This is a genomic window from Streptomyces sp. NBC_01410 (genome assembly GCF_045040195.1).
In the GTDB taxonomy this organism is placed as follows: domain Bacteria; phylum Actinomycetota; class Actinomycetes; order Streptomycetales; family Streptomycetaceae; genus Streptomyces.
On record NZ_CP109530.1, the window covers coordinates 1,535,208 to 1,559,112 of the forward strand.

The following is a 23,905-nucleotide window of genomic DNA, read 5'->3' on the forward strand; positions in this document are numbered from 1 at the left end:
GACCCCTTTGACAGGGTCTAGATGCTCCTTAGAAAGGAGGTGATCCAGCCGCACCTTCCGGTACGGCTACCTTGTTACGACTTCGTCCCAATCGCCAGTCCCACCTTCGACAGCTCCCTCCCACAAGGGGTTGGGCCACCGGCTTCGGGTGTTACCGACTTTCGTGACGTGACGGGCGGTGTGTACAAGGCCCGGGAACGTATTCACCGCAGCAATGCTGATCTGCGATTACTAGCAACTCCGACTTCATGGGGTCGAGTTGCAGACCCCAATCCGAACTGAGACCGGCTTTTTGAGATTCGCTCCGCCTCGCGGCATCGCAGCTCTTTGTACCGGCCATTGTAGCACGTGTGCAGCCCAAGACATAAGGGGCATGATGACTTGACGTCGTCCCCACCTTCCTCCGAGTTGACCCCGGCAGTCTCCTGTGAGTCCCCATCACCCCGAAGGGCATGCTGGCAACACAGAACAAGGGTTGCGCTCGTTGCGGGACTTAACCCAACATCTCACGACACGAGCTGACGACAGCCATGCACCACCTGTATACCGACCACAAGGGGGGCACCATCTCTGATGCTTTCCGGTATATGTCAAGCCTTGGTAAGGTTCTTCGCGTTGCGTCGAATTAAGCCACATGCTCCGCTGCTTGTGCGGGCCCCCGTCAATTCCTTTGAGTTTTAGCCTTGCGGCCGTACTCCCCAGGCGGGGAACTTAATGCGTTAGCTGCGGCACCGACGACGTGGAATGTCGCCAACACCTAGTTCCCAACGTTTACGGCGTGGACTACCAGGGTATCTAATCCTGTTCGCTCCCCACGCTTTCGCTCCTCAGCGTCAGTAATGGCCCAGAGATCCGCCTTCGCCACCGGTGTTCCTCCTGATATCTGCGCATTTCACCGCTACACCAGGAATTCCGATCTCCCCTACCACACTCTAGCTAGCCCGTATCGAATGCAGACCCGGGGTTAAGCCCCGGGCTTTCACATCCGACGTGACAAGCCGCCTACGAGCTCTTTACGCCCAATAATTCCGGACAACGCTTGCGCCCTACGTATTACCGCGGCTGCTGGCACGTAGTTAGCCGGCGCTTCTTCTGCAGGTACCGTCACTTGCGCTTCTTCCCTGCTGAAAGAGGTTTACAACCCGAAGGCCGTCATCCCTCACGCGGCGTCGCTGCATCAGGCTTTCGCCCATTGTGCAATATTCCCCACTGCTGCCTCCCGTAGGAGTCTGGGCCGTGTCTCAGTCCCAGTGTGGCCGGTCGCCCTCTCAGGCCGGCTACCCGTCGTCGCCTTGGTAGGCCATCACCCCACCAACAAGCTGATAGGCCGCGGGCTCATCCTTCACCGCCGGAGCTTTCAACCCCCAAGATGCCTCGGAGGGTGGTATCCGGTATTAGACCCCGTTTCCAGGGCTTGTCCCAGAGTGAAGGGCAGATTGCCCACGTGTTACTCACCCGTTCGCCACTAATCCACCCCGAAGAGCTTCATCGTTCGACTTGCATGTGTTAAGCACGCCGCCAGCGTTCGTCCTGAGCCAGGATCAAACTCTCCATGAATGTTTACCCGTAATCGGGTCGAACACCACAAGAGGGGACAACCGGTCGGAATAAGACCAGTCATCCACAGCGTCCTCGCTGTGTCATTTGCCTGCCCGCCACAAAGGGCCGACAGGACTTTCAAAGGAACCTCAACCCACCGAAATGGGCCGGGGTTGTCAATCTGGCGTTGACTTTTGGCACGCTGTTGAGTTCTCAAGGAACGGACGCTTCCTTCAGACCCTTTTCGTCGGGCCCTCCGGGCGCTTCCCTTCGGTGTTTCCGTACACTATCAGGCTTTTTCGGTCTTCTTGACCACCGCCCTGCGGGCAGGCAGAGGTTTAGACCAGTTAGTATCTCGGCTTGATAGGTGCTGCCGACCCCCGACTCAATGTCGCGTTGGGGTCAGGCAGGGGTACGACAGTACAGCTCGCCGAGAGATGAGGCAAATCGTTTCCGGTGCGCCCCTAGGTCCGCGAACTGGTAGCTCTCAGGCGTAACTGGGACATCCAGTGTCATACCCTACTGAACAGTGCGTCGTCCAGGACAGGCAGGGACGGCGCCGTACGAATCTCCGCCCCTGGGAGGCTCCATGACCACAGTGACGTCCCCTATTGCCGGACGTGCCATCGGACTCGCTGCCGTGCCGGACCCCGTCTTCTCCGGTGCGATGGTCGGTCCCGGTACCGCGATCGACCCCGTGCGTGAGCCGTCGGAGGCCGTCGCCCCCGTCGACGGAATCATCGTCTCCCTGCACCCGCACGCCTTCGTCGTCGTCGACGACCAGGGGCACGGTGTACTGACGCACCTCGGCATCGACACCGTCCAGCTCAACGGCGAGGGCTTCGAACTGCTCGTCAACAAGGGCGACACCGTCCAGCGCGGGCAGGCAGTGGTGCGCTGGAACCCGGCGGCCGTCGAAGAGGCCGGAAAGTCCGCCATCTGTCCCATCGTTGCGCTCGAAGCCACGGCCGACTCCCTCTCCGACCTCCGTGAGGGCGGCGACGTCAAGGCCGGCGACTCGCTCTTCGGCTGGCAGTGACGCCGGAGTCGCAATGACGGCTGGTCGGACATCCACCGCGGCGGCACGGGCCGTCGCTCAATCGGAGACGGGTGTAATGGAGACAACGCTGCGAGGCGTCGGCGTGAGCCATGGTGTGGCGATCGGCGAGGTCCGGCACATGGGTACGGCGGTTCTGGAGCCGCCGGCCAAGCAGATTCGGCCCGAGGACGCGGAGCGCGAACAGGGGCGCGCCCGCAAGGCCGTGGAGGCCGTGGCCGCCGACCTGATTGCCCGGGGCAATCTGGCGGGTGGCGAGGCGCAGGCGGTGCTCGAGGCGCAGGCCATGATGGCGCAGGACCCGGAGCTCATGTCCGACGTGGAGCGCCGTATCGCCGTCGGCAGCACCGCCGAGCGCGGTGTGTACGACGCGTTCGCCATGTATCGGGAGATGCTCGCGGGTGCCGGTGAGTACATGGCCGGTCGGGTGGCGGACCTGGACGACGTGCGGAACCGGATTGTGGCGCGGCTGCTCGGTGTGCCGATGCCCGGTGTACCGGACAGCGACGAGCCGTATGTACTGATCGCGCGGGATCTCGCGCCCGCGGACACCGCGCTGCTCGATCCGGCGCTGGTGCTCGGGTTTGTCACCGAGGAGGGCGGGCCCACGAGCCACAGCGCGATTCTGGCGCGGGCGCTGGGGGTGCCGGCGGTGGTGGCACTGCCGGGTGCCAAGGAGCTGGCCGAGGGCACGCTCATCGCCGTCGACGGCAGCACTGGCGAGATCTTCGTCGAGCCGAGCCAGGAGAAGCGGGGTCAGCTGGAAAGGGCGGCGGCGGAGCGCAAGGCGGCGCTGGCCGCTTCCAGCGGGCCGGGGGCGACGTCCGACGGGCACAAGGTGCCGCTGCTGGCCAATGTCGGCGGGCCTGCCGATGTGCCGGCCGCGGTCGAGGCCGGTGCCGAGGGTGTCGGTCTGTTCCGTACGGAGTTCCTCTTCCTGGACGACAGTAAGCAGGCGCCGTCGGAGGAGAAGCAGGTCGAGGCGTACCGCAAGGTTCTCGAGGCCTTCCCCGAGGGCAGGGTGGTCGTGCGGGTGCTGGATGCCGGTGCGGACAAGCCGCTCGACTTCCTGACTCCGGCGGACGAGCCGAACCCGGCGCTGGGTGTGCGCGGGCTGCGGAGCCTGCTGGATCACCCGGATGTGCTGCGTACGCAGTTGACGGCGCTGTCCAAGGCCGTTGCCGGGCTGCCGGTCTACCTCGAGGTGATGGCCCCGATGGTGGCGGACCGCATCGACGCGAAGGCGTTCGCGGACGCGTGCCGCGAGGCCGGGCTGCAGGCGAAGTTCGGTGCGATGGTGGAGATTCCGTCCGCCGCGCTGCGGGCGCGCTCGATCCTGCAGGAGGTGGAGTTCCTGTCGCTGGGCACCAATGACCTCGCGCAGTACACCTTCGCCGCCGACCGTCAGGTGGGTGCGGTGTCGCGGCTGCAGGACCCGTGGCAGCCCGCGCTGCTGGACCTGGTGGCGCTGTCGGCCGAGGCCGCGAAGGCCGAGGGCAAGAGCTGTGGTGTCTGTGGTGAGGCTGCCTCCGATCCGCTGCTCGCGTGTGTGCTCACCGGTCTTGGTGTGACCTCGCTGTCGATGGGTGCCGCGGCGATTCCGTACGTCCGCGCGACGCTGGCCAAGTACACGCTCGCGCAGTGCGAGCGCGCTGCCGCCGCGGCGCGCGCCGCGGACACGGCCGAGGAGGCGCGGGTCGCCGCGCAGGCGGTGCTCTCCGGCGAGTAGCCGGTGTGATGCCGTGGCTCGACGGCTGATCGAAGGGGCTTCCTGCCGGAAACGGCAGGAAGCCCCTTCGGCGTTTCAGTGGTGGTTGTCCGGGTCGTCGGTGGTGATGGCGAATCCCGCGCAGTATTCGACGCCGGGCTCCGGGGACAGCGGCTCCCCGGTGTTGGCGTCGGTGCAGTAGGCGCTGAAGACCTCGCCCGCGGTGAGCGGGACGAGGCTGCCCTCGTGGAGCCGCCAGCCGTGGAGGCGGTCGGGGGTGCCATCGGCACTCGTACGCAGAACTACTCCCCCGGGCGTTTCGAGGGCGATGCCCGTGGCGAGGACGGTCACGAACTCCGCGCCCTCCGAGGCGTCCAACTGGGCCTGTGCGTCGGCGGCACCCTCGGCGTGGAGGACGGCCACGAGCTGTTCGTCGGGGGCGGGGATGCTGCAGACCATGTGGTGGCTGCCCGGTCCGGCCGCTTCGAGCAGGCTCATCAGGATGCGGGAGGCCCGGTCGAAGGCGGCACGGCCGATGTCCTGGCCGCACTCGGCGCAGTCCCCGAGGTCGGCGAGGAGCATCGTCGCGTACTCCCAAGTGGCCTGGCGCACGGCCTTGTTGATCAGCTGGGGCAGCAGACTGGTGACCGGCTGTCCGGTGTACGCCAGGGTGGCGCCGCGGGCCGCGATGGCGGCGGTGTAGCGGCTGCGGCTGGCGGCGGCATCGGGGTCGAGGCCCGCTTCGGCGCAGTACTCGGCGAAGTCTTCCGGGTCGAAGAGGGCGACGGTGGTGTGCAGTTGCCGGGAGGCGAGGGTCTTGAGCAGCGCCTCGATCTGCCGGAGGTACGTGGTGTGGTCGTCGAAGGTGAAGGTGCGGTACTGGCGCATCGCGCTGAAGTCGTACTCGTCGGCGATGAGGCCCACGGTGCTGGGCACTTCGCGGCGGAGGGTGCGGCGCAGGGATGCGGTGGTCTTGTTGCGCCGGCGCGTGGACTGCTTGGTGTTTGCCATGTCTCCCCCTGTGTCGATTACTGGTGACTCACCGTAATCGACGGCACTGACAACGGGGCTTCGGTCAGCTTGTTCCGTACGAGACCGCTCTGCGCGAAGCAGGTGGCGACCAGTGCGGCACCCATCAGGGCCCAGCCCGCGGGGCCTGCCGCGATGACGCCGGTGACGATCAATGGGCCCCCGCTGCGCTGGGCCGATGCGGCCACCCCATGCACTCCGAGGTAGGCGCCCTGTGCCTCGTCGGGGGCGAGGGCGACCGAGAGTTCCCAGGAGATGGTGGCGTGGATGATCTCCGCCAGGGTGAGCGCGGCGGCGGCGAGAACGAGGGCGGTGATCGCGAGCCATCGGCTGCCGACCACGGAGGCGCTCATGGCGAGGGTGCCGACGGCGAAGGCTGCGGCGAGGGGGACCAGCAGCCGCCGTGCCGCTCGCGTCGTGGCGCCGAATTTGGCTATGGGGATCTGCAGGGCCACGACCATGACGTTGTTCAGTACGAGGAGCAGCGGGGCCAGGCCGTGCGGAGCATCGGTGGCGTGCACGATCCAGAGCGGTAGTCCGACCATGAAGACGGCGTCGTCCAGGAAGAGCACCGTCTCACTGGCCACATAGAGGAGATAGGTGCGGTCGCGCCAGGGGTTCGCGGGCTTCACCGGGACCGTCTCGCTGCCGGAGCCGGTGACGACACGCGAGGGTGAAGGGGCGTCACCGCAGCGCAGGATGAGCAGTGCTGCGGCGAGGGAGCTGATCGCGTTGCCCACGAGGAGAGACTGATACGCGGCGGTGGTACCGATGCCGAGCGCGGCTGCGGCGGCCAGGCCGCCGATGGCGAAGCCGGTGTTGCCGACGGTGCGGTTCAGGGCCTGATAGCGAACGCGCTGGGAGCCCGTGATGCGGGTGGCGTAGAGCTTGGTGAGGACGTTCGCGCCGCGGTCGCCAATGCTGGCGAAGGCCGCGCAGACGAGCAGCAGGGCGTAGTGGTCGGTGGTCAGCAGGGCCAGGCCCGCGAAGGCGCGCAGGAGCTGTGCGGCGATCAGCACGCGGGTGACGGGCAGCCGGTCGGCGATGCGGCCGGCGATCGGTGCTCCGGCGATGCCGACCCCGGCCGACAGCGCAATGAGGAGGCCCACTTCGGTGAGGGAGAGGCCGGTGACGTAGGTGAAGTAGAGGGCCTGCGTGGCGGTCCAGAGGCCGTTGCCCGTCTTGTCGACCATGGTGATGGCAAGCATGCGGCGACCGTCACGGCCGCCTGGGATGCGGTTCTTGAGTGTGTCTTTGGGTGTGTCTTCGCGTGCTGCCCGGCTCTTCGGCAGGCTCACCGGTCCCCCTTGACGTGAGTTATGTATTGGTACATAGTTCAGTACGTGGCAACACAATATTCGATCAGCGGTACGACCGCCAAGGGGATCGCCGCGTCCGTCGAACGGGCCGTGGCGGACGGCGGTTTGGGGCCCGGCGACGCGCTGCCGCCGGTGCGGCGGCTCGCGGACGATCTCGGGGTGAGCCCCGGGACGGTCGCCACGGCGTACAAGGAGCTGCGGCAGCGCGGGGTCGTGGTGACGCGCGGGCGGGGCGGAACCGTGGTCGCCGCCACGCCCGCGGTCGCTTCCCGGCGGCCTCCGAAGGTGCCCGAGGGGCTCCGGGATCTGGCCGGCGGGCACCCTGATCCGGCGTTTCTGCCGGATCTGCTGCCACCGGCGCAGCTCTCCCCCGGTTCCCGTTCGCACCGTTCGGCCCCGCGACTGCCGGAGCTGGAGGAGGCTGTACGGGCCTGGATCGGCGGCCATGGGGTGCCGGTCGAGCACGTCACCTTCGCGCACGGCGCGCTGGACTGTGTGGCGCGACTGCTCTCCACCGAGCTGCGGCCGGGCGACACGGTGGCGATGGAGGACCCCGGCTACCACCACCTGCTGGATCTCGTACAGGCATTGGGCCTGCGGTCCGTGGCCGTGCCGGTGGACGACGAGGGCATGCGTCCCGAGGCACTTGCCGCGGCCCTGCGGGCAGGTGCGCGGGCGGTCGTGTGCAGCCCGCGGGCCCAGAATCCGTACGGCGGATGCTTCTCGGCCGGGCGACGCGACGCGCTCGTCGAGGTGTTGCGCCAGGCGCCCGAGGTGCTGGTGATCGAGAACGATCACGCCTCGGACATCGCGGGCGCGGAGCTCAACTCCCTTGCCGCGGGCGGGCTTTCACGCTGGGCGCATGTGCGGACGGTCACCAAGTTCCTGGGGACGGATCTGCGGTGGGCAGCGGCGGCATGCGATCCGACGACGCTGGCGCGGCACGACGGTCGGCTCCTGCTGACCTCGGGCTGGATCAGTCATCTGCTGCAGCGCACCGTACTCGGCCTGATGAGTGACGGGGACACGATGGAGCTGGTGGACAGGGCGCGTACGGCCTATGGAGAGCGGCGGCGGGCGCTGGTGGCTGCGCTCGGCTCGCACGGTGTCGCCGCACATGGGGTGAGCGGGATGAATGTGTGGGTGCCGGTCGTGGACGAGTCGGGTGTCGTCAACGGGCTGCGGTCCAGGGGCTGGTGGGTCGCGGCCGGGTTCCGCTTCCGGATCGCCTCGGGACCGGGCGTACGGATCTCGACAGCGGGCCTCGAGCCGGGTGATGCGGTACGGCTCGCCTCGGACTTCGCGGAGGTGCTGGGCGAGTCCGAGGCGACGTACGGGGGGTAGTGGGGCCAGGCCCAGCACCTCAGCCGGTAGGCCGGCTCACTAGGCAGACGAGCCTGATCCGCGGGTGCGGGCCACGTTCTCGTAGAAGCGCAGCAGTTCCAGGTTGTCGACCGAGCCCGGGTTGACCGCCTTCGTCAGGGGCGTGCCCTGGAGCAGGCGCTTCACGGGGACCTCGATGCGCTTGCCCGTGAGCGTGTGCGGGACGCCCGGGACCTCGATGATGTCGTCGGGGACGTGGCGCGGGGAGAGCTGTTCGCGGATCGTCCGTTTGATGCGGGCGCGCAGGTCGTCGTCGAGAGTGGCGCCGTCGGCGAGGTGGACGAAGAGCGGCATCCAGTAGCCGCCGTCCGGTTCCTCCAGGCCGATGACCAGGGATTCGCGGATCTCGGGGAGGCGTTCGACGGCTTCATAGATGTCGGCCGAGCCCATCCGTACGCCCTGGCGGTTGAGCGTCGAGTCGGAGCGGCCGTGGATGACGACGGAGCCGTGATCGGTGATGGTGATCCAGTCGCCGTGCCGCCAGACGCCCGGGAACATCTCGAAGTAGGTGTCGCGGTAGCGGCTGCCGTCGGGGTCGTTCCAGAAGCGGATCGGCATGGACGGCATGGGGTTCGTGACGACCAGTTCGCCAACCTCCCCGATGAGGGGCTTGCCCTGGGGATCCCAGGACTGGAGGTCGGTGCCGAGGCAGGCCGCCTGGAGTTCGCCGATGTGCACGGGCAGGGTCGGCACCGCGCCCGCGAAGCAGCTGCAGACGTCCGTGCCGCCGCTGACGGAGGCGATCCACAGGTCGCCCGCCACCTCGTCGTGCAGCCAGCGGAAGCCGTCGGGCGGGAGCGGGGAGCCGGTCGTCGCGACGCACGTGACCGCGGACAGGTCGAAATCGCGCGACGGGTGGACCTCTGCCTTGCGGCAGGCCATGACGTACGCGGCGGAGGTACCGAAGAGCGTGGCCTTGGTTCGCTCGGCGATACGCCACTGGGCCGCGGTGTCGGGATAGCCCGGGCTGCCGTCGTACAGGACGACCGTCGTGCCGGTGAGCAGGCCGGAGACGAGGAAGTTCCACATCATCCAGCCGGTCGAGGTGTACCAGAAGAAGCGGTCCTCGGGGCCGAGGTCGCAGTGCAGGCCGATCTGCTTGAAGTGCTCCAGCAGGATGCCGCCCTGCGACTGGACGATGGCCTTGGGCAGGCCGGTCGTGCCGGAGGAGTACAGAACCCACAGAGGGTGGTCGAAGGCGACCTGCTCGAAGACGGGCTCGACGTCCGCCGATGTGACCGCCGACCAGTCGAGAGCGCCCTCGGGAGCGTCGGTGCCGAGCAGCGGGATGTGGATCACCGCGCGCAGGGTGGGGAGCTCGCGGCGCAGCTCGGCGACCGTGTCGGTACGGTCGTGCTCCTTGCCGCCGTAGCGGTAGCCGTCCACCGTGAACAGGACGACCGGCTCGACCTGCTGGAAGCGGTCGAGGACGCTGCGGGCGCCGAAGTCGGGAGCGCAGGATGTCCACACCGCTCCGACGGCCGCGGTGGCGAGCAGCGCGGTGACGGCCTGCGGGATGTTGGGCAGATAGCCGCTGACCCGGTCCCCCGGGCGTACGCCGAGGGCGCGCAGCTCGGCGGCGAGCGCGCCCACCTGGCGGCGGAGTTCGGACCAGCTGGTCGGGGTCGGCTCATGTGTCTCGTCCACATGAAGCAGCGCCGGATCGTGGGGGCGCTCCTCGGCGGCGCGCAGGGCATGCTCGGCGTAGTTGAGGGTGGCGCCGGGGAACCACCGGGCGCCGGGCATGGCCCGGTCGGCCAGCACGCGCTCGTACGGAGTGGAGAAACGGACGTCGAACCATTCGGCGATCGCTTGCCAGAAGGTTTCGAGCTCGTCGATCGACCAGCGGTGCAGCGCCGCGTAACCGCCCTCGGCAGGGGCCCCGTGGCGCTCGGCGGCCCAGGCCTGGAAGCGGGTGATCCGGGCGGCGGCGATGCGGTCGGGGTCCGGCTGCCACAGAGGGGCAGGGTTCGCTGCTGAGGTCATGGGGCGTCTCCGGGTGGCTCTACGCGGTGTGTGCGTGTCTCGCGCGCACGAGCGGGGTGTGCGCGTGACACGACTGACACGGACGATGCCACGTGATCGTCTTTCGCACCAGGGCTCCCCACCCATGGTCGGGCAAGGGAATATGTGCTCCCACCACGGGTGAACGGGAGTTGAACAAACCTCCGCACACCCGCGACCGGATGGCAGGCTGAGCTGCATGGACGGTCGTGGTGTGGTGCGCTCGGTGAGGAACTTCGGAACGATGCAGGGGCTGCGCGCGGCACGCTCGGCCTGGCGGCAGCGTCGGACCGATGCCCGGGCGCTGCCGGCGAGAGGGGCGGAACGGGCCAGAGTGCCCGGGCCGGTCACCGGGGCCGAGCCACTGCCGGGCGGCGGGATCGTCCGGTTCGCCCGTTCTCAGCTGCGGATCCGGGTGGCTGCGGGCGGCGCGGTCTTCTGGGGCTGGGACGGCGCCGAGCCCGAACCCTCGTACGCCCTCGACGGTGCCCCTCCCGAGCCGGACCCGCGGGCCGAGCTGGAGCCCGACAAGGACGGGGGCTGGCGTGTGGTGTCGGAGCGGGTGACGGTGGAGGTCTCCCGGCACGGCGCCGTGGAGATCCGTACGCCCGGAGGTGTCGTACTGCGCCGGGATCTGCCGCCGCGCTGGTGGGAGCCGGTCCGGGGCGGGCCCGCTCGGTGGGTGCAGCGGACCGAAGTGCCCGCGGACGCACGCTTCTTCGGGCTCGGCGGCCGGGCGTCCGGGCCACGGCTCCGCGACGGCTCGTACCGGCTGTGGAACACCGACCCGCGCGGCAGCTTCGAGCCCGGCGACGACCCGCTGTACATCACCATGCCCGTACAGCTGGTGGTGTCCGACGCGGGCACCCATCTGGCTTTCCACGACAACTCCTGGGCCGGGCGGGTCACCCTCCGGGAGGGCGAGGAGGGTGCGGGTTCCGGGCACGACCGGCCGGGCACCAGCGAGGTGCGCATGGAGGGCGGGCCTCTGCGCTGCTGGGTGGTGGTGGGAACACCCACGCGCGTACTGGCCGGCTGGACCCAGCTGACCGGCGCGCCCGCGGTGCCGCCGTCATGGGCGCTCGGTCCGCAGCACGCGCGATGGGGGTTCGGCAGCGAGCAGGAAGTGCGGCGGATCGTCGCGGGCTATCAGGAGCGCGAGCTGCCGCTGTCCGCCGTCCATCTCGACATCGATCACTACGACGCGCATCAGGTCTTCACCGTCGACCGCGAGCACTTCCCCGATCTGCCGGGGATGGCGAAGGATCTGCGCGGCGACGGGGTGCGGCTGGTGTCCATCGTCGATCCGGCGGTGAAGGCGGAGCGCGGGAACGCGGTGTACGACAGCGGTGCGGCGGCGGGGGTGTTCGTGCGGGACGCGGCGGGCCAGGAGGTCCGTGGCGTCGTCTGGCCCGGCGAGAGCGTCTATCCGGACTTCACCGATCCGGCGGCCCGCCGTTGGTGGGGAGACCTGTACGAGGAGCGGCTCGCGCAGGGCTTCTCCGGCGTCTGGCACGACATGAACGAGCCCGTGTCCTTCACGCCCTTCGGCGACATGACCCTGCCGCGGTCCGCCCGGCACGCGCTGGACGGACAGGGCGGCGATCACCGCGAGGCCCACAACCTCTACGGCCTCACGATGGCCCGTGCCGGGTACGAGGGGCTGCGGCGGCTCCGTCCCGACGAGCGGCCGTTCCTCTTCTCGCGCTCCGGCTGGGCGGGCATGCAGCGGTACGGAGGAACCTGGTCGGGTGACGTATCCACCGGCTGGCCGGGGCTGCGGGCCTCGCTCTCGCTGGTGCTGGGTCTTGGGCTGTGCGGGGTGCCGTACTCCGGGCCGGATGTGGGCGGCTTCGACGGCAGTCCGTCGCCGGAGCTGTATCTGCGGTGGTTCCAGCTGGGGGCGCTGCTGCCGCTGTTCCGTACGCATGCGGCGATCGACGCGGGGCGCAGGGAGCCGTGGGAGTTCGGGCCCACGGTCCTTGAGCACGCGCGGGCCGCGCTGGCCGAACGGGAACGGCTGCGGCCCTACTTCGTCACCCTCGCGCATCTGGCGCGGCTGACTGGGGCTCCCTATGCGCGGCCGCTGTGGTGGGGCTGCCCGGAGGACCGGGTGCTGCGCGACTGCGAGGACGCGTTCTTGCTGGGTGACGCGCTGCTGGTGGCACCGGTGCTGGAGCGGGGGACGGACCGGCGGGCGGTGCGGCTGCCGAGGGGGCGGTGGTACGACACGGCGACGGGCCGCGCGTACGACGGCCCGGGTCAGGTGCTGGTGGACGCGCCGCTGTCACGTATCCCCGTACTGGCGCGGGGTGGCTCGGTGATCCCGGTGCGGGGCGATGACGGCGAGATGGAGCTGGAGGTCTGGGCACCGGCGGAGGGCCGCAGGGGCGGGGGCCTGGTGGTCGCGGACCCGGGGGACGGCTGGGAGCAGCCGGCGGTGGAGCGGTACACGACACGGCTGGTGGACGGGCGGGTCGTGGTGAAACAGCAGAAGGGCGGGGGGTCGGCGCAGCCGAGGTGGCGCATGAGGGTGCGGGGGTTGGGAGCGGGGGGATAGGGGGTTCGGGGGGTACCCAGTGCCGCGGGGTGCGGGTCTGGGGGGCGGGGGTACCGGTGCCGTTCGGTGCGGGACTTGGGGGGCGGGGGTGCCCGGTACCGTTCGGTGCGGGTTCCGGGGTTCGCGGGTGCCCGGTGCCGTACGGTGCGGGTTCCGGGGTGCCTCCGGGCTCGACTCCTCGGGGTCGGCGGCGATGAGGGGTTCGCAAGGGCACCCGGTGTTGGCCGCCAATCGGGGGTTCGCCCGCGAAGCCACCCACCGGATAGCAACCACCAACGCCCCCCGGCCCACGCTCACCACGGACGCTGGAAACGCGGGGACGACCCTGCACCACCCCTCCCCAACGGAACGGTTCTGGTGCAGGCCGGAGGACGAGGGTCCCCCGCCGAAGGCAGGGGGAGAGCCCACGCGGAGCGTCGGCGACTGACGACAACGCGGCGAGCGTGCGCACCAGGGCACGCGAACCGGCAAGATCCGAGCGACAGGCCCTACGCGTACGTGCCCTCGAACCAGTTGCGGACCGCGATCGTGTGCAGCGGGAACGTCAGCTTCGTGGGCTCGTGGAGCACGTGCCAGCCCGTCGTCTCCGCGGTCGGGGCCGGTCGTGGAAGGGACTCCACCGCGCGCGGTGGCAGGAGGCCGAAGAGGAGCAGATGGCCGTCCGCGGCGCTGAGTGCGTCTGCGAGGCGTACGTCTTCGCGGGGGACCTCGATGCCGGTTTCCTCGGACAGCTCCCGGACGACCGCCTGCTGCCAGTCCTCGCCGAAGTCGACATAGCCGCCCGGCAACGCGATGCCGCCCCGTCCCGGGTCGATCGTGCGGGTGATGACGACGAGCCCGGTTCCGTCGGCGTCGTACGCGGGCAGCAGCGCGACGGCGACCGGCAGCGGGTTGCGGTAGGCCGTCTCGCCGCAGGTCGGGCACGTGCGCGGCCAGAGGGTCAGGGAGCCGTACGGCGCCCCGCAGTTGCCGCAGTGGGAGTCCATGGACACGCGCGGACTGTACCCGATCACTGGTAAAGCGTCTGCCCATGACTGGACTTGCTTCCGCCTTCCGCACCCTTGCCGTGGCGACCGCCGCCGCGCTTTCGGCGCACGCCGGGGCCGAGCCGACGGCGCCCGGGGAGTTCGTGGAGCTGCGCTCCGTCGACGTGACGATCATGCAGGAGATGCGCTACACGAGCCGTCACAACTTCGTGGGCGCGCCCGTCGACGGCTATCGGCAGCCGCTCTGCATCCTCACCCGGCGCGCCGCGCGAGCCCTGCACCGGGCGCAGTCGACGCTGCTGCGCCAGGGCTATTCGCTGAAGGTGTACGACTGTTACCGGCCCCAGCGCGCCGTAGACCACTTCGTACGGTGGGCCAGGGACCTCGGTGACGAGGCCATGAAGAAGGAGTTCTATCCACAGGTCGACAAGTCGAGGCTGTTCGCCGACGGCTATATCGCGGAGAAGTCGGGGCACAGCCGCGGCAGCACCGTCGATCTCACCCTCGTGAAACTGCCCGCTCTCCCGACCAGGCCGTATGCCCCCGGTGAGCCTCTTGTCCCCTGCTTCGCGCCCCGGTCCGAGCGCTTCCCGGACAATTCCGTCGACATGGGGACCGGATTCGACTGCTTCGACACGCTGTCGCACACCGACGACCCCAGAATCCAGGGCGAGCAGCGCGCCAACCGGCAGTTGCTGAAGAACACCTTGAGCGCCGAGGGCTTTGTGAGCCTGCCGCAGGAGTGGTGGCACTTCACCCTCAGGCCGGAGCCCTTCCCGGACACCTTCTTCGACTTCCCGGTCGCCGGGCATCAGTGAACGGACGGCCGGGACCACCCCCGTAGGCTCCGGCCGCCCGTTCACTGATGTCGGACGCGGCAGGGCCGTATCCGGTTCTCCGCGGAAGGAATACGGTGCGTTTATGACGCAGCAGACATTCGATTCGTACGAGGAGTTCTGGCCGTACTACGTCGCCATGCACTCCAGGGCGGCCACCCGCTGGGTGCATCTGACCGGCACACTGACCGGTCTCGCGATCACTGCATACGGGCTGGCGCGCGGCCGGAAGCGGTATGCGGCGGCGCTGCCGCTCATCGGATACGGGACGGCCTGGCCCGCGCATTTCCTCATCGAGAAGAACAACCCCGCGACCTTCGGCCATCCGGCCTGGTCACTGCGCGGCGACGTGCAGATGATCCGGATGATGCTGGCGGGCAGGGACAGCGAGCTGGCCGACATCGCCGCCAAATGGCTCGCCGCGAACCGCTGACCCGTGGCACACTTCTGACGTTCCGTCAGATTGCTGGGCCGGGGAGGAACCGTGACGCGCACGCCCGTGGTGGCCGGTTGGTTCACACAGGACGGCTGTGAGGAGGACTTCCGGCTGCTCGGCACCCGCTGTGCCGCCTGTACGTCGGTCTTCTTCCCGCGCGAGGACTCCTTCTGCCGCAACCCGGCCTGCGAGGGCGGGGAGTTGGCGGAGGTCCCCCTGTCCAAGCGCGGTCGTGTGTGGTCCTACACGGACGGGCGCTACCGCCCGCCGGCGCCCTATGTCTCCGACCCGGACACGCCATGGGAGCCGTACACCCTCGTCGCCGTCGAGCTGGAGGCCGAGCGCATGGTCGTTCTCGGGCAGGCGGTGCCGGGTGTGTCCGTCGGTGATCTCGCGGTCGGCATGGAGGTCGAGGTCGTACCCGGAGTGCTCGACGAAACGCCCAGTACCGTCTGGACGACCTGGCACTGGCGGCCCGTGGGGATGGCGTCATGACCGGCGATGTGGCGGTCCTCGGGGCCGGAATGCACCCGTGGGGCAAGTGGGGCCGCAGCTTCGTGGAGTACGGCACGGTCGCGGCCAGGGCAGCGCTCGCCGACGCCGGGATCGACTGGCGGCAGGTGCAGTCGGTGGTCGGCGCGGACACCGTGCGCTGCGGCTATCCCGGTTACGTGGCGGGCGCGACGTTCGCACAGGCGCTGGGCTGGCAGGGCGCACGCGTCACCAGCGTCTACGCCGCCTGCGCCTCGGGCGCTCAGGCGATCAACACGGCGCGATCCCAGATCCTGGCGGGCATGGCCGACGTCGTGCTGGTGGTGGGCGCGGACTCGGCGCCGAAGGGTTTCTTCGCCCCGGCGGGCGGCGATCGGCCCGACGATCCCGACTGGGTGCGCTTCCGGGTGCTCGGCGCCACCAACCCCGCCTACTTCGGGCTCTACGCACGGCGCCGCATGGCCCTGTACGGCGATTCCCCCGAGGACTTCGCGCTGGTCAAGGTCAAGAACGCGGCGGCCGGGGCGCTGAACCCCAACGCCCGCTACCGCAGGACCGTTTCGGCCGAGGATGTCGCCGCGTCCGCGGTCGTCGCCGATCCGCTGCGGCTGCTCGACATCTGCGCGACCTCCGACGGCGCGGCCGCGCTGGTGCTGTCCGCCATGGACTTCGCTCGGCGGCACGGGGTCAGTGATCCGGTGCGTATCCGCGCCGTATCGACCGTCACCCCGACCTATCCGAAGACCGTGCTCGATCTCCCTGACATCGCGACCGACTCGGCGGCCGCAGTCGATCCCTTCCCCCACACCTTCCGGGCGTCGATCGCCCGGGCCGCGTACGAGGAAGCGGGCATCGGTCCCGAGGACCTGTCGCTCGCCGAGGTGTACGACCTCTCCACCGCCCTGGAGCTGGAGTGGTACGAGGACATCGGCCTGTGCGGGACGGGCGAGGGCGCCAAGCTGGTGCGCGAGGGCGCCACCGCGCTCGGTGGGCGTATTCCGGTCAATGTCAGCGGCGGACTCGCGTCCTTCGGCGAGGCCGTGCCCGCGCAGGCCATCGCGCAGGTGTGTGAGCTGACCTGGCAGCTTCGCGGGACGGCCGGGGAGCGCCAGGTGCCCGGCGCACGCACCGGAATCACCGCGAACCAGGGGCTGTTCGGCCATGGTTCGGCCGTCGTCGCCGTGCGCTGAGCACAGTGCCCAGGCGTACTCCCGCCGCCTTACGTTCCCCGCTACCGTGTCAACACACCGGCCGTGAACAGCGCTTGCTGTCAACGACCTTGACGGTCCGTCATGGCCGGTGAACACTGCCTCTTCGTCGGCATCGCCGCACTTCGGCACGCTCACCACGCTCGTCAAGGACGCCGGGCGGGGTACGGGACTCCCCTGCCTCCTGCCCGTAGCCATGGCACGCCATGGAGCACGCACCCTGCACGCAGGACCGGGGCCGGGCCCCGGGCGAAGCTAGGAGCCGCCATGAGCAATGGAGACATTTTCCTCGGTGAGGTCATCGGCACCGCGATACTCATCCTCTTCGGCGCGGGTGTCTGCGCCGCCGTCACCCTCCATCATTCCAAGGCCAGGGCCTCGGGCTGGGTGGTCATCGCCTTCGGCTGGGGCTTCGGAGTGCTGGCGGGGGCGTACACCGCCGCGCCGCTGTCCGGAGGGCATCTCAATCCCGCCGTGACCCTCGGGGTCGCCGTCGACACCGGGGAGTGGAGCAAGGTCCCGCTCTACATCCTGGCGCAGATGGTCGGCGCGGTCCTCGGCGCCGTACTCGCCTATCTCGTCTACTTCGCGCAGTTCCAGGCCAACGCCGACGACAAGAACGCCCTGCCCACGCTCGGGATCTTCTCGACGGGACCGGAGATCCGCAGTCCCGTCGCCAACATGATGACCGAGATCATCGCGACGATCGGCCTGGTGCTGCCGATCCTCGCCTTCGGCAGGAACGACGGTATCGGCATCGGCCAGATACCCGGGCAGGACGCCGGCATCTACGGCTCCGGCATCTCCATCCTTCTGGTGTCGCTGCTGGTCGTCGGCATCGGTCTGTCGCTCGGCGGACCGACCGGTTACGCCATCAACCCGGCTCGTGACCTCGGACCGCGCATCACCCACGCGCTGCTGCCGATCCCCAACAAGGGCACATCGGACTGGGGTTACGCCTGGGTGCCGGTTGCCGGACCCGCGATCGGCGGGCTGCTGGCCGGCCTCATCTTCAACGCCGCCTTCTAGGCCTTCCAGTTCCAGGCCTTGCGGGCCTCATTGACAAGGGGAAGTCATGACGGACAAGTTCGTCGCCGCAATCGATCAGGGCACCACATCCAGCCGCTGCATCATCTTCAACCAGGACGGCGCGATCGTCGCCGTCGACCAGCGTGAGCACCGTCAGATCTTCCCCAAGCCCGGCTGGGTGGAGCACGACGCCACCGAGATCTGGTCCAAGGTGCAGGCGGTGGTGGCCGGGGCGATCGCCAAGGCAGGGCTGCGTGCCGAACAGCTCAGCGCGCTCGGGATCACCAACCAGCGGGAGACCACGGTCCTGTGGGACCGGGCGACCGGCAAGCCCGTGCACAACGCGATCGTCTGGCAGGACACCCGTACCTCCGCGCTCTGCAACGAACTGGGCAGCACGGACGGACAGGACCGTTTCCGCGATGCGACCGGGCTCCCGCTCGCCAGCTACTTCTCCGGGCCCAAGGCGGCCTGGCTGCTGGACAATGTGCCCGGGCTGCGCAGCCGGGCCGAGCGCGGCGAGATCGCCTTCGGCACCATCGACTCCTGGCTGATCTGGAACCTCACGGGCGGCACCGAGGGCGGCGTCCATGTCACCGATGTGACCAACGCGTCGCGCACGATGCTGATGAATCTGCAGACCCTCGCATGGGATCCGGCCATCCTGTCGGCGATGAATGTGCCGCAGGTGATGCTCCCGGAGATCAAGTCCTCGGCCCAGGTGTACGGGAACGCTGTCGGCCAGCTCTCGGGCGTGCCGGTGGCATCCGCGCTCGGCGACCAGCAGGCCGCGATCTTCGGACAGGCCTGCTACGACACGGGAACGGCCAAGAACACCTACGGCACCGGCAGTTTCCTGCTGCTGAACACCGGTAACCGGCCCGTGCCGTCGAAGAGCGGGCTGATCACGACGCTCGGGTACAAGATCGGCGACGAGGCGCCGGTGTACTGCCTGGAGGGCTCGATCGCGATCACCGGGGCGCTGGTGCAGTGGTTCCGGGACCAGCTCGGCATCATCCGCAGCGCGGACGAGATCGAGACGCTGGCGGCGAGCGTGGACGACAACGGCGGGGCGTACATCGTGCCCGCCTTCTCCGGGCTGTACGCCCCGTACTGGCGCTCCGACGCGCGCGGTGTCATCACCGGCCTGACGAGGTATGTCACCAAGGCGCATCTGGCGCGCGCGGTGCTGGAGGCGACGAGCTGGCAGACGCGTGAGGTCGTCGACGCGATGTACCAGGACTCCGGCGTGCAGATCACCACGCTCAAGGTGGACGGCGGCATGACCTCCAACAATCTGCTGATGCAGCATCAGGCGGATGTGCTGGGGGTGCCGGTGATCCGCCCGAAGGTGTCCGAGACGACGTGTCTGGGTGCCGCGTACGCGGCGGGGCTGGCGACCGGCGTCTGGTCGGACCTCGACGAGCTGAAGGCGCACTGGCAGCGGGATGTGGAGTGGTCGCCGCGGATGGAGGCGCAGGACCGCGAGCGTGAGTACGGCAACTGGCGCAAGGCGGTGGAGCGCAGCTTCGGCTGGCACGAGGAGGACGGGGCGTAATCCCCTTCCGTAGCCGTCCTCGGTCCCCCAAGACCCACGGCCCGTACCCCTGTCGGTGGGGGTACGGGCCGTGTCCTGCCTGCTGTTCGCGTCAGGTCGTGGCGTGCTCGCGCTGCCGGTCGGCGCGGGTCAGTGCGTGCTCGACAACCGCCACCAGTACCTCCTTGACGGACTCGCGCTCGCGCGCGTCGCACATCAGCAGCGGCACCTCGGGGTCGAGGTCGAGCGCCGACCGTACCGCCTCGCCGGGAAAACGCCCCGCCCCTTCGAAGCAGTTGACCGCGACGGTGAACGGAATGCCGCGGCGCTCGAAGTAGTCGATGGCCGCGAAGGAGTCCTCCAGGCGTCGCGTGTCGGCGAGGACGACCGCGCCGAGCGCGCCCTGTGCCAACTCGTCCCAGAGGAACCAGAAGCGGTCCTGACCCGGCGTGCCGAAGATGTAGAGCACCAGGTCCTCGCGGAGCGTGATGCGCCCGAAGTCCATCGCGACGGTCGTGGTCGTCTTGCTCTCGACGCCCTCGGTGTCGTCGACGGGACGGCCCACCTCGCTCAGCGTCTCCTCGGTGCGCAGCGGTCTGATCTCGCTGACCGCGCCCACCAGTGTCGTCTTGCCGACGCCGAATCCACCCGCGACCAGGAGTTTCAGCGTGACCGGCTCGATGGGCGGCGTTCGGCGGTTAGAGCGCCCGAAGACCATTGATCACCTCGCGGAGAATGCTCACATCCGGCAGCTCGGCCGGCGGAACGGGACGGGTTACGTGCACCAGGGCGTCCTCGACGAGATCGCCGACCAGGACGCGGACCACCCCTACGGGGAGGTCGAGGGTGGCCGCGAGTTCGGCGATCGACTGAGGCGTGTCGCCGCAGCGTTCGACGATCTCGACATGCTCCGGCGAGAGCAGCTGGTCGCGGCCGGGGTCCTCGGCCGCGACCTCCGGCACGACAAGGGCGATCAGATCGAGCCGATGGCGGGTCTTGCTGCTCGTCCGTCCGCGGGTCATGGCGTACGGACGGACCACCGGGCCTGCGTCGGCGTCGAAGAAGTGATGCGGGTCGGTTGCGTACTGAGCCGATTCACTCATGCCGGCCCTCACCCTCCGGCGGTCTGACCGGTCCGTGGTGCGGTGGACAGGTGCACGCCGACCCGCTTGACCATGAGCGTCATTTCGTACGCCACCAGGCCGACGTCGGAGTCCGCGTCGGTGAGCACGGCCAGACAGCTGCCGTCGCCCGCGGCCGTGACGAAGAGGAACGCCTCGTCCAGCTCGACGACGGTCTGACGGACCCGGCCCGCCTCGAAGTGGCGGCCGACTCCCTTGGCCAGACTGTGGAAACCGGAGGCGACGGCGGCGAGATGCTCACTGTCCTCGCGGGTGAGATCCCGCGAGGTGCCGGTTGCCAGGCCGTCGCTGGAGAGCACCAGGGCCTTGCGGATGCTGGCGACGCGGTCGACCAGCTCGTCGAGCAGCCAGTTGAGCTCGCCGGCCCCCTGTGTGGCTGTCCTGGCGCCCATGGAGTTGATTGCTGCGGCATGTGGTGCGGTCATCGACCGTCCCCCTCAGATGTCGTTCGTGGTGCGGTTTCGCCGGGGCCGGTGGCCTGGTCGGAGTGTCCGGCCTCTTCGGCGTTGTGGCGGCGGCCTCGCTGCCACCCTCGTTGCATGGAAGCCATACGGCTGCGTACTTGCTCCGCGTCCCGCTCGACGTCTCCTCCCGCGACCGGGGCCGGCGGCTGCCGGTCGGCGGCCGACTCCCTGAGCTGGTGGGCGAGGCTGGCCTGGCGGACGCGACGGGGCAGGCCGTCGGGCCGCGGGGCCGTTTCGGCAGCGGGCTGCGGGGTGGATCGCGGTGAAGGCGAAGGGGCGTTACCACGTCGGGGTGCGGGCGCCGGTGCGGCCGGGGCGGGTGCGGGCCACGGTCCCGGGCGCGGCTCGGGAGCCTGGCCGGACCCTGGACCCTGGCGCAGCTCGGGAACCTGGCGGGATCCCGGCCCCTGGCGCGGCTCGGGGACCTGCCACGGCTCGGGAGCGGGCGCGAGCGGCGGCTCGGCGGCGGCGCTCCCGGGCTCGCGGGCGGGCGCCGGGTGGGTGCGGCCCCGCTCGTCCACCCTGCGGCCGTGGTCGGTGACCAGGGTCGGCGGCTTGCGGCGGGGCAGCGGCACCGGGCCGGAGTTGCGCTCGGGCGTCTGGTCCAGTGCCTGCTGGTGCTGCTCGTCGGCACTCGCGCCCCGGCGGTCGCGGGCCGCCCGGGCGCGGAAGATCCCGCCGCGCTCGCTCTCGGTGTCCTCGATGTCGGCGACGGAGTCCATACCGCCACGGACCGGGCGGTCGTCGAAGCCCAACGAGCCGACCGGCGCCTCCAGTTCGACGGGACCGTCGAGCAGCGGGGAGCCGCCCAGGCCGGTGGGGACCTTGGCGAGCGCCGAGAACGAGCCGTCGCTGCCGCGCCGCCCCGCCGGGCTCTCGCTCTTGCGGTCGAGGCGGAAACCGGTGCCCTGGGTCTCGGGGGCCTCGGTGAGCAGGGCAGCGGGGATGAAGACGACCGCGGTGGTCCCTCCGTACGGCGAAGGCTGCAGCGAGACCCGGACGTTCTGGCGCTGGGCGAGCCGGCTGACGACGAACAGGCCGAGCCGGTCGGTGTCCGAGAGTTCGAACTCGGGGGTCTCCGCGAGCCGCAGGTTGGCGTCGAGCAGCACCTCGGGCGCCATGCCGAGACCGCGGTCGTGGATTTCGAGGGTGAAGCCGTTGGCGACCCGCTCGCCGTGCACCTGGACCCCGGTGTGCGGGGGCGAGAACACCGTGGCGTTCTCCAGGAGTTCGGCGATCAGGTGGGTGAGGTCGGCGACCGCGGGGCCGCCGACGCCGATGCGCGGAAGCCTGCGCACCTCGATGCGCTCGTAGTCCTCGACCTCGGCGACCGCGGCCCGTACGACGTCCATCAGCTGGATCGGCTTGCGCCACTGGCGGGAGGGGGCCGCGCCGGAGAGGATCACCAGGCCCTCGGCGTGCCTGCGCATACGGGTGGTGAGGTGGTCAAGGCGGAACAGGTCCGCGAGTTCTTCGGTGTCCTCGGTACGGCGCTCCATGGTGTCGAGGAGCGTGAGCTGGCGGTGCAGCAGTACCTGGTTGCGGCGGGCCAGGTTGACGAAGACCTCGGAGACCCCGCGTCGCATGTCGGCCTGCCGGACGGCGGCCTCGACGGCGGCCCGCTGAAGGGTGTTGAGCGCCTGGCCCGCCTGCCCGATCTCGTCCTTGTCGTACTCGAGTCGCGGTGCTTCGGTCTCGACGTCCACATGTTCACCGGAGGCGAGCCGGCGCATCACGCTGGGCAGCCGTACGCCGGAGACCTCGTGGGCCTCCTTACGGAGGCGGGAGATGTCGCGGACGAGGTCACGGCCGATGCGTACGGAGACGATGACGGAGACGAGGAGCGCGAGGAAGCCGAGGACACCGGCGACGCCCGCCTTGACGAAGACGCTGTACGCGGCGGGTTCGACGCGGTCCTCGTAGCGGACGCCCGCTTCCCTGGCCTCGCGGGCGAGGTCGGTGAGGACGGGTGTGGCCGCGGACTGCCAGCGCCCGGCTTCGGAGGCGCCCGTCTTCTTGGTGGCGCCCACCGAGATCAGGCGCTCTTCGATGTCGCGCAGGGGTGCCGTCTCGGGGCTGCGCCAGTACTGCTCGTAGATCTCGCGCTCGTCGGCGGGCAGGACCTCGAGATTGGTCTCGTAGTACAGCTTGCGGTTCGCGATGAAGTCGGAGAGCGCGCGGATCTCTTCGGCGGTGATCTGGCCCGTGGTCAGCGCTGAGGCGATCAGGGCGTCCTCGCGGGAGAGCATTTCCGTGGCGCGGACCACGCCGACGAGAGCGCGGCCCTGGCGTTCGAGCTCGACGTCGCTGAGGGCGTGGAGCGTCGTGAGGAAGCTGAAGCCGGGATCGATGATGCGGTTGTAAAAGTCGAGCGCCTGCTTGCGGGAGATGGTGCCGGTCTCGACCGAGCGGCGCAGGGCGCTGAGTCCGTCGAGGCCCTCGACGAGCGAGCGCAGTTCCTCACGGGTGTCGGACCGCATGTCGTCGCGGACGCCGGCCTTGTTCATGTTCGCCGTGATCTTGGCGATGGCCTTGTCGGTGGCTTCGCGCTGGCGGCGCAGGGCGGGCAGGGCGTCGGAAGCACGTTGGTCCGCAAGGTAGATGAGCGTCTGGCGGCGCTCTTTCTGGACGTCGCCGAGGGCGTCCGCCACCGGGTGTCCGACTTGCTTGACGACGGAGGTGACATCCAGGAGTTCGCCGGCCTCCCGACCGGTCAGTACGGTGGCGAAGCCCCAGAGGGCGGTCAGGGAGACAAGCGGCACCAGCAACAACGCCACGATCTTCCGGCGGATGGACTTCCCGCGAAAGCGCATGGCCTCCCCCTGCTCGACCCCCCGCCCGGTGCGGGTGGTGTTCCGTCAACAAACGGCGCGAGCCTACTACTGTCACACAGACAACTCGAAGGCACGTCCGGACGATTTTCGGCCTACGGCAGGCGTGTTGATCATGAGTTGTCCCGGTATTCGGGGAGATGGCATTCCCCACGGTGTCGGACCACACCTGGCGGCACGTCATCTTTCGGACGGTGGGAGATGGCTGGAATTCTTCGCTCCACGGGAATCATCGGGCCTGGTCAATCGTCATTCTGTACGGGGGCACGGGGGTTCGCCGGTACCGCGGGCACATCGCATTCGGTTCGGCTCCGGTCCGCATTCGATGCGGCGGCCGGAGTAAAG

18 protein-coding genes and 1 rRNA gene are annotated in these 23,905 nt (G+C 69.5%); 10 read left to right on the forward strand and 9 right to left on the reverse strand.

Features of this window, described 5'->3' with window-relative positions; translation table 11 throughout:
- Positions 1–32: 32 nt before the first annotated feature.
- Positions 33–1,557 (reverse strand): 16S ribosomal RNA (locus OG741_RS07095).
- Between the two features lie 571 nt (positions 1,558–2,128).
- On the opposite strand from OG741_RS07095, the gene OG741_RS07100 reads away from it, so the two are divergent.
- A complete protein-coding gene (locus OG741_RS07100; RefSeq protein WP_405595964.1) occupies positions 2,129–2,578 on the forward strand; it encodes a PTS glucose transporter subunit IIA in 450 nt (149 codons plus the stop codon).
- A gap of 76 nt (positions 2,579–2,654) precedes the next feature.
- On the forward strand, positions 2,655–4,325 hold the full coding sequence (gene ptsP, locus OG741_RS07105) for a phosphoenolpyruvate--protein phosphotransferase (protein ID WP_405595965.1): 1,671 nt from the start codon (positions 2,655–2,657) through the stop codon (positions 4,323–4,325).
- A gap of 75 nt (positions 4,326–4,400) precedes the next feature.
- Here ptsP and OG741_RS07110 read toward each other — a convergent pair whose 3' ends face one another.
- Together OG741_RS07110 and OG741_RS07115 are read right to left on the reverse strand one after the other, a co-directional pair.
- The gene (locus OG741_RS07110; RefSeq protein ID WP_405595966.1) at positions 4,401–5,315 is read right to left on the reverse strand and encodes a hypothetical protein; all 915 of its coding nucleotides are present in this window, start codon (positions 5,313–5,315) and stop codon (positions 4,401–4,403) included.
- A 17-nt stretch (positions 5,316–5,332) separates the two neighbouring features.
- Complete coding sequence (locus tag OG741_RS07115; RefSeq protein ID WP_405595967.1) at positions 5,333–6,541, reverse strand: MFS transporter; 1,209 nt, start codon at positions 6,539–6,541, stop codon at positions 5,333–5,335.
- A gap of 135 nt (positions 6,542–6,676) precedes the next feature.
- Here OG741_RS07115 and OG741_RS07120 point away from each other — a divergent pair, with 135 nt between their 5' ends.
- Positions 6,677–7,996, forward strand: a complete 1,320-nt coding sequence (locus OG741_RS07120; RefSeq protein ID WP_405595968.1) for an aminotransferase class I/II-fold pyridoxal phosphate-dependent enzyme — start codon at positions 6,677–6,679, stop codon at positions 7,994–7,996.
- Positions 7,997–8,035: 39 nt separating this feature from the next.
- Here the strand turns inward: OG741_RS07120 and OG741_RS07125 are convergent, their stop codons facing one another.
- Positions 8,036–10,021 (reverse strand): acetoacetate--CoA ligase, encoded by a 1,986-nt coding sequence (locus OG741_RS07125; protein WP_405595969.1) that lies wholly within the window; start codon positions 10,019–10,021, stop codon positions 8,036–8,038.
- Positions 10,022–10,238: 217 nt separating this feature from the next.
- Between OG741_RS07125 and OG741_RS07130 the strand changes: the two genes are divergently transcribed.
- Positions 10,239–12,599 (forward strand): glycoside hydrolase family 31 protein, encoded by a 2,361-nt coding sequence (locus OG741_RS07130; RefSeq protein ID WP_405595970.1) that lies wholly within the window; start codon positions 10,239–10,241, stop codon positions 12,597–12,599.
- Positions 12,600–13,087: 488 nt separating this feature from the next.
- Here OG741_RS07130 and OG741_RS07135 read toward each other — a convergent pair whose 3' ends face one another.
- Positions 13,088–13,585, reverse strand: a complete 498-nt coding sequence (locus tag OG741_RS07135) for an NUDIX domain-containing protein (protein WP_405605438.1) — start codon at positions 13,583–13,585, stop codon at positions 13,088–13,090.
- Positions 13,586–13,629: 44 nt separating this feature from the next.
- Between OG741_RS07135 and OG741_RS07140 the strand changes: the two genes are divergently transcribed.
- The 6 genes from OG741_RS07140 to glpK all read left to right on the forward strand — a co-directional run bounded on the left by OG741_RS07140 (position 13,630) and on the right by glpK (position 19,144).
- Entirely contained in the window at positions 13,630–14,403 is a 774-nt protein-coding gene (locus OG741_RS07140) for a M15 family metallopeptidase (RefSeq protein ID WP_405595971.1), read from the forward strand.
- 103 nt (positions 14,404–14,506) lie between these two features.
- Positions 14,507–14,854 carry an Mpo1-like protein gene (locus tag OG741_RS07145; RefSeq protein ID WP_405595972.1) on the forward strand — a complete coding sequence of 116 codons (348 nt, stop codon included), beginning with the start codon at positions 14,507–14,509 and terminating at the stop codon, positions 14,852–14,854.
- Positions 14,855–14,920: 66 nt separating this feature from the next.
- The gene (locus OG741_RS07150; protein WP_405605440.1) at positions 14,921–15,352 is read left to right on the forward strand and encodes a Zn-ribbon domain-containing OB-fold protein; all 432 of its coding nucleotides are present in this window, start codon (positions 14,921–14,923) and stop codon (positions 15,350–15,352) included.
- On the forward strand, positions 15,349–16,539 hold the full coding sequence (locus tag OG741_RS07155; protein ID WP_405595974.1) for a lipid-transfer protein: 1,191 nt from the start codon (positions 15,349–15,351) through the stop codon (positions 16,537–16,539). Before OG741_RS07150 ends, OG741_RS07155 begins: the two co-directional genes overlap by 4 nt.
- A 285-nt stretch (positions 16,540–16,824) precedes the next feature.
- Positions 16,825–17,586 (forward strand): MIP/aquaporin family protein, encoded by a 762-nt coding sequence (locus OG741_RS07160; RefSeq protein WP_405595975.1) that lies wholly within the window; start codon positions 16,825–16,827, stop codon positions 17,584–17,586.
- Positions 17,587–17,632: 46 nt separating this feature from the next.
- Positions 17,633–19,144, forward strand: coding sequence for a glycerol kinase GlpK (glpK, locus tag OG741_RS07165; protein ID WP_405595976.1), 1,512 nt, complete (start codon positions 17,633–17,635; stop codon positions 19,142–19,144).
- Positions 19,145–19,235: 91 nt separating this feature from the next.
- Here the strand turns inward: glpK and OG741_RS07170 are convergent, their stop codons facing one another.
- The 4 genes from OG741_RS07170 to OG741_RS07185 are packed head-to-tail and all read right to left on the reverse strand — an operon-like array spanning position 19,236 to position 23,542.
- Positions 19,236–19,841, reverse strand: coding sequence for an ATP/GTP-binding protein (locus OG741_RS07170; RefSeq protein ID WP_266489542.1), 606 nt, complete (start codon positions 19,839–19,841; stop codon positions 19,236–19,238).
- The gene (locus OG741_RS07175) at positions 19,822–20,226 is read right to left on the reverse strand and encodes a DUF742 domain-containing protein (RefSeq protein ID WP_266489539.1); all 405 of its coding nucleotides are present in this window, start codon (positions 20,224–20,226) and stop codon (positions 19,822–19,824) included. The genes OG741_RS07170 and OG741_RS07175 overlap by 20 nt, the downstream gene beginning before the upstream one ends.
- 8 nt (positions 20,227–20,234) lie before the next feature.
- Positions 20,235–20,690 (reverse strand): roadblock/LC7 domain-containing protein, encoded by a 456-nt coding sequence (locus OG741_RS07180; protein ID WP_266489537.1) that lies wholly within the window; start codon positions 20,688–20,690, stop codon positions 20,235–20,237.
- Positions 20,687–23,542, reverse strand: a complete 2,856-nt coding sequence (locus OG741_RS07185) for a nitrate- and nitrite sensing domain-containing protein (protein ID WP_405595978.1) — start codon at positions 23,540–23,542, stop codon at positions 20,687–20,689. Before OG741_RS07185 ends, OG741_RS07180 begins: the two co-directional genes overlap by 4 nt.
- Positions 23,543–23,905 lie beyond the last annotated feature (363 nt).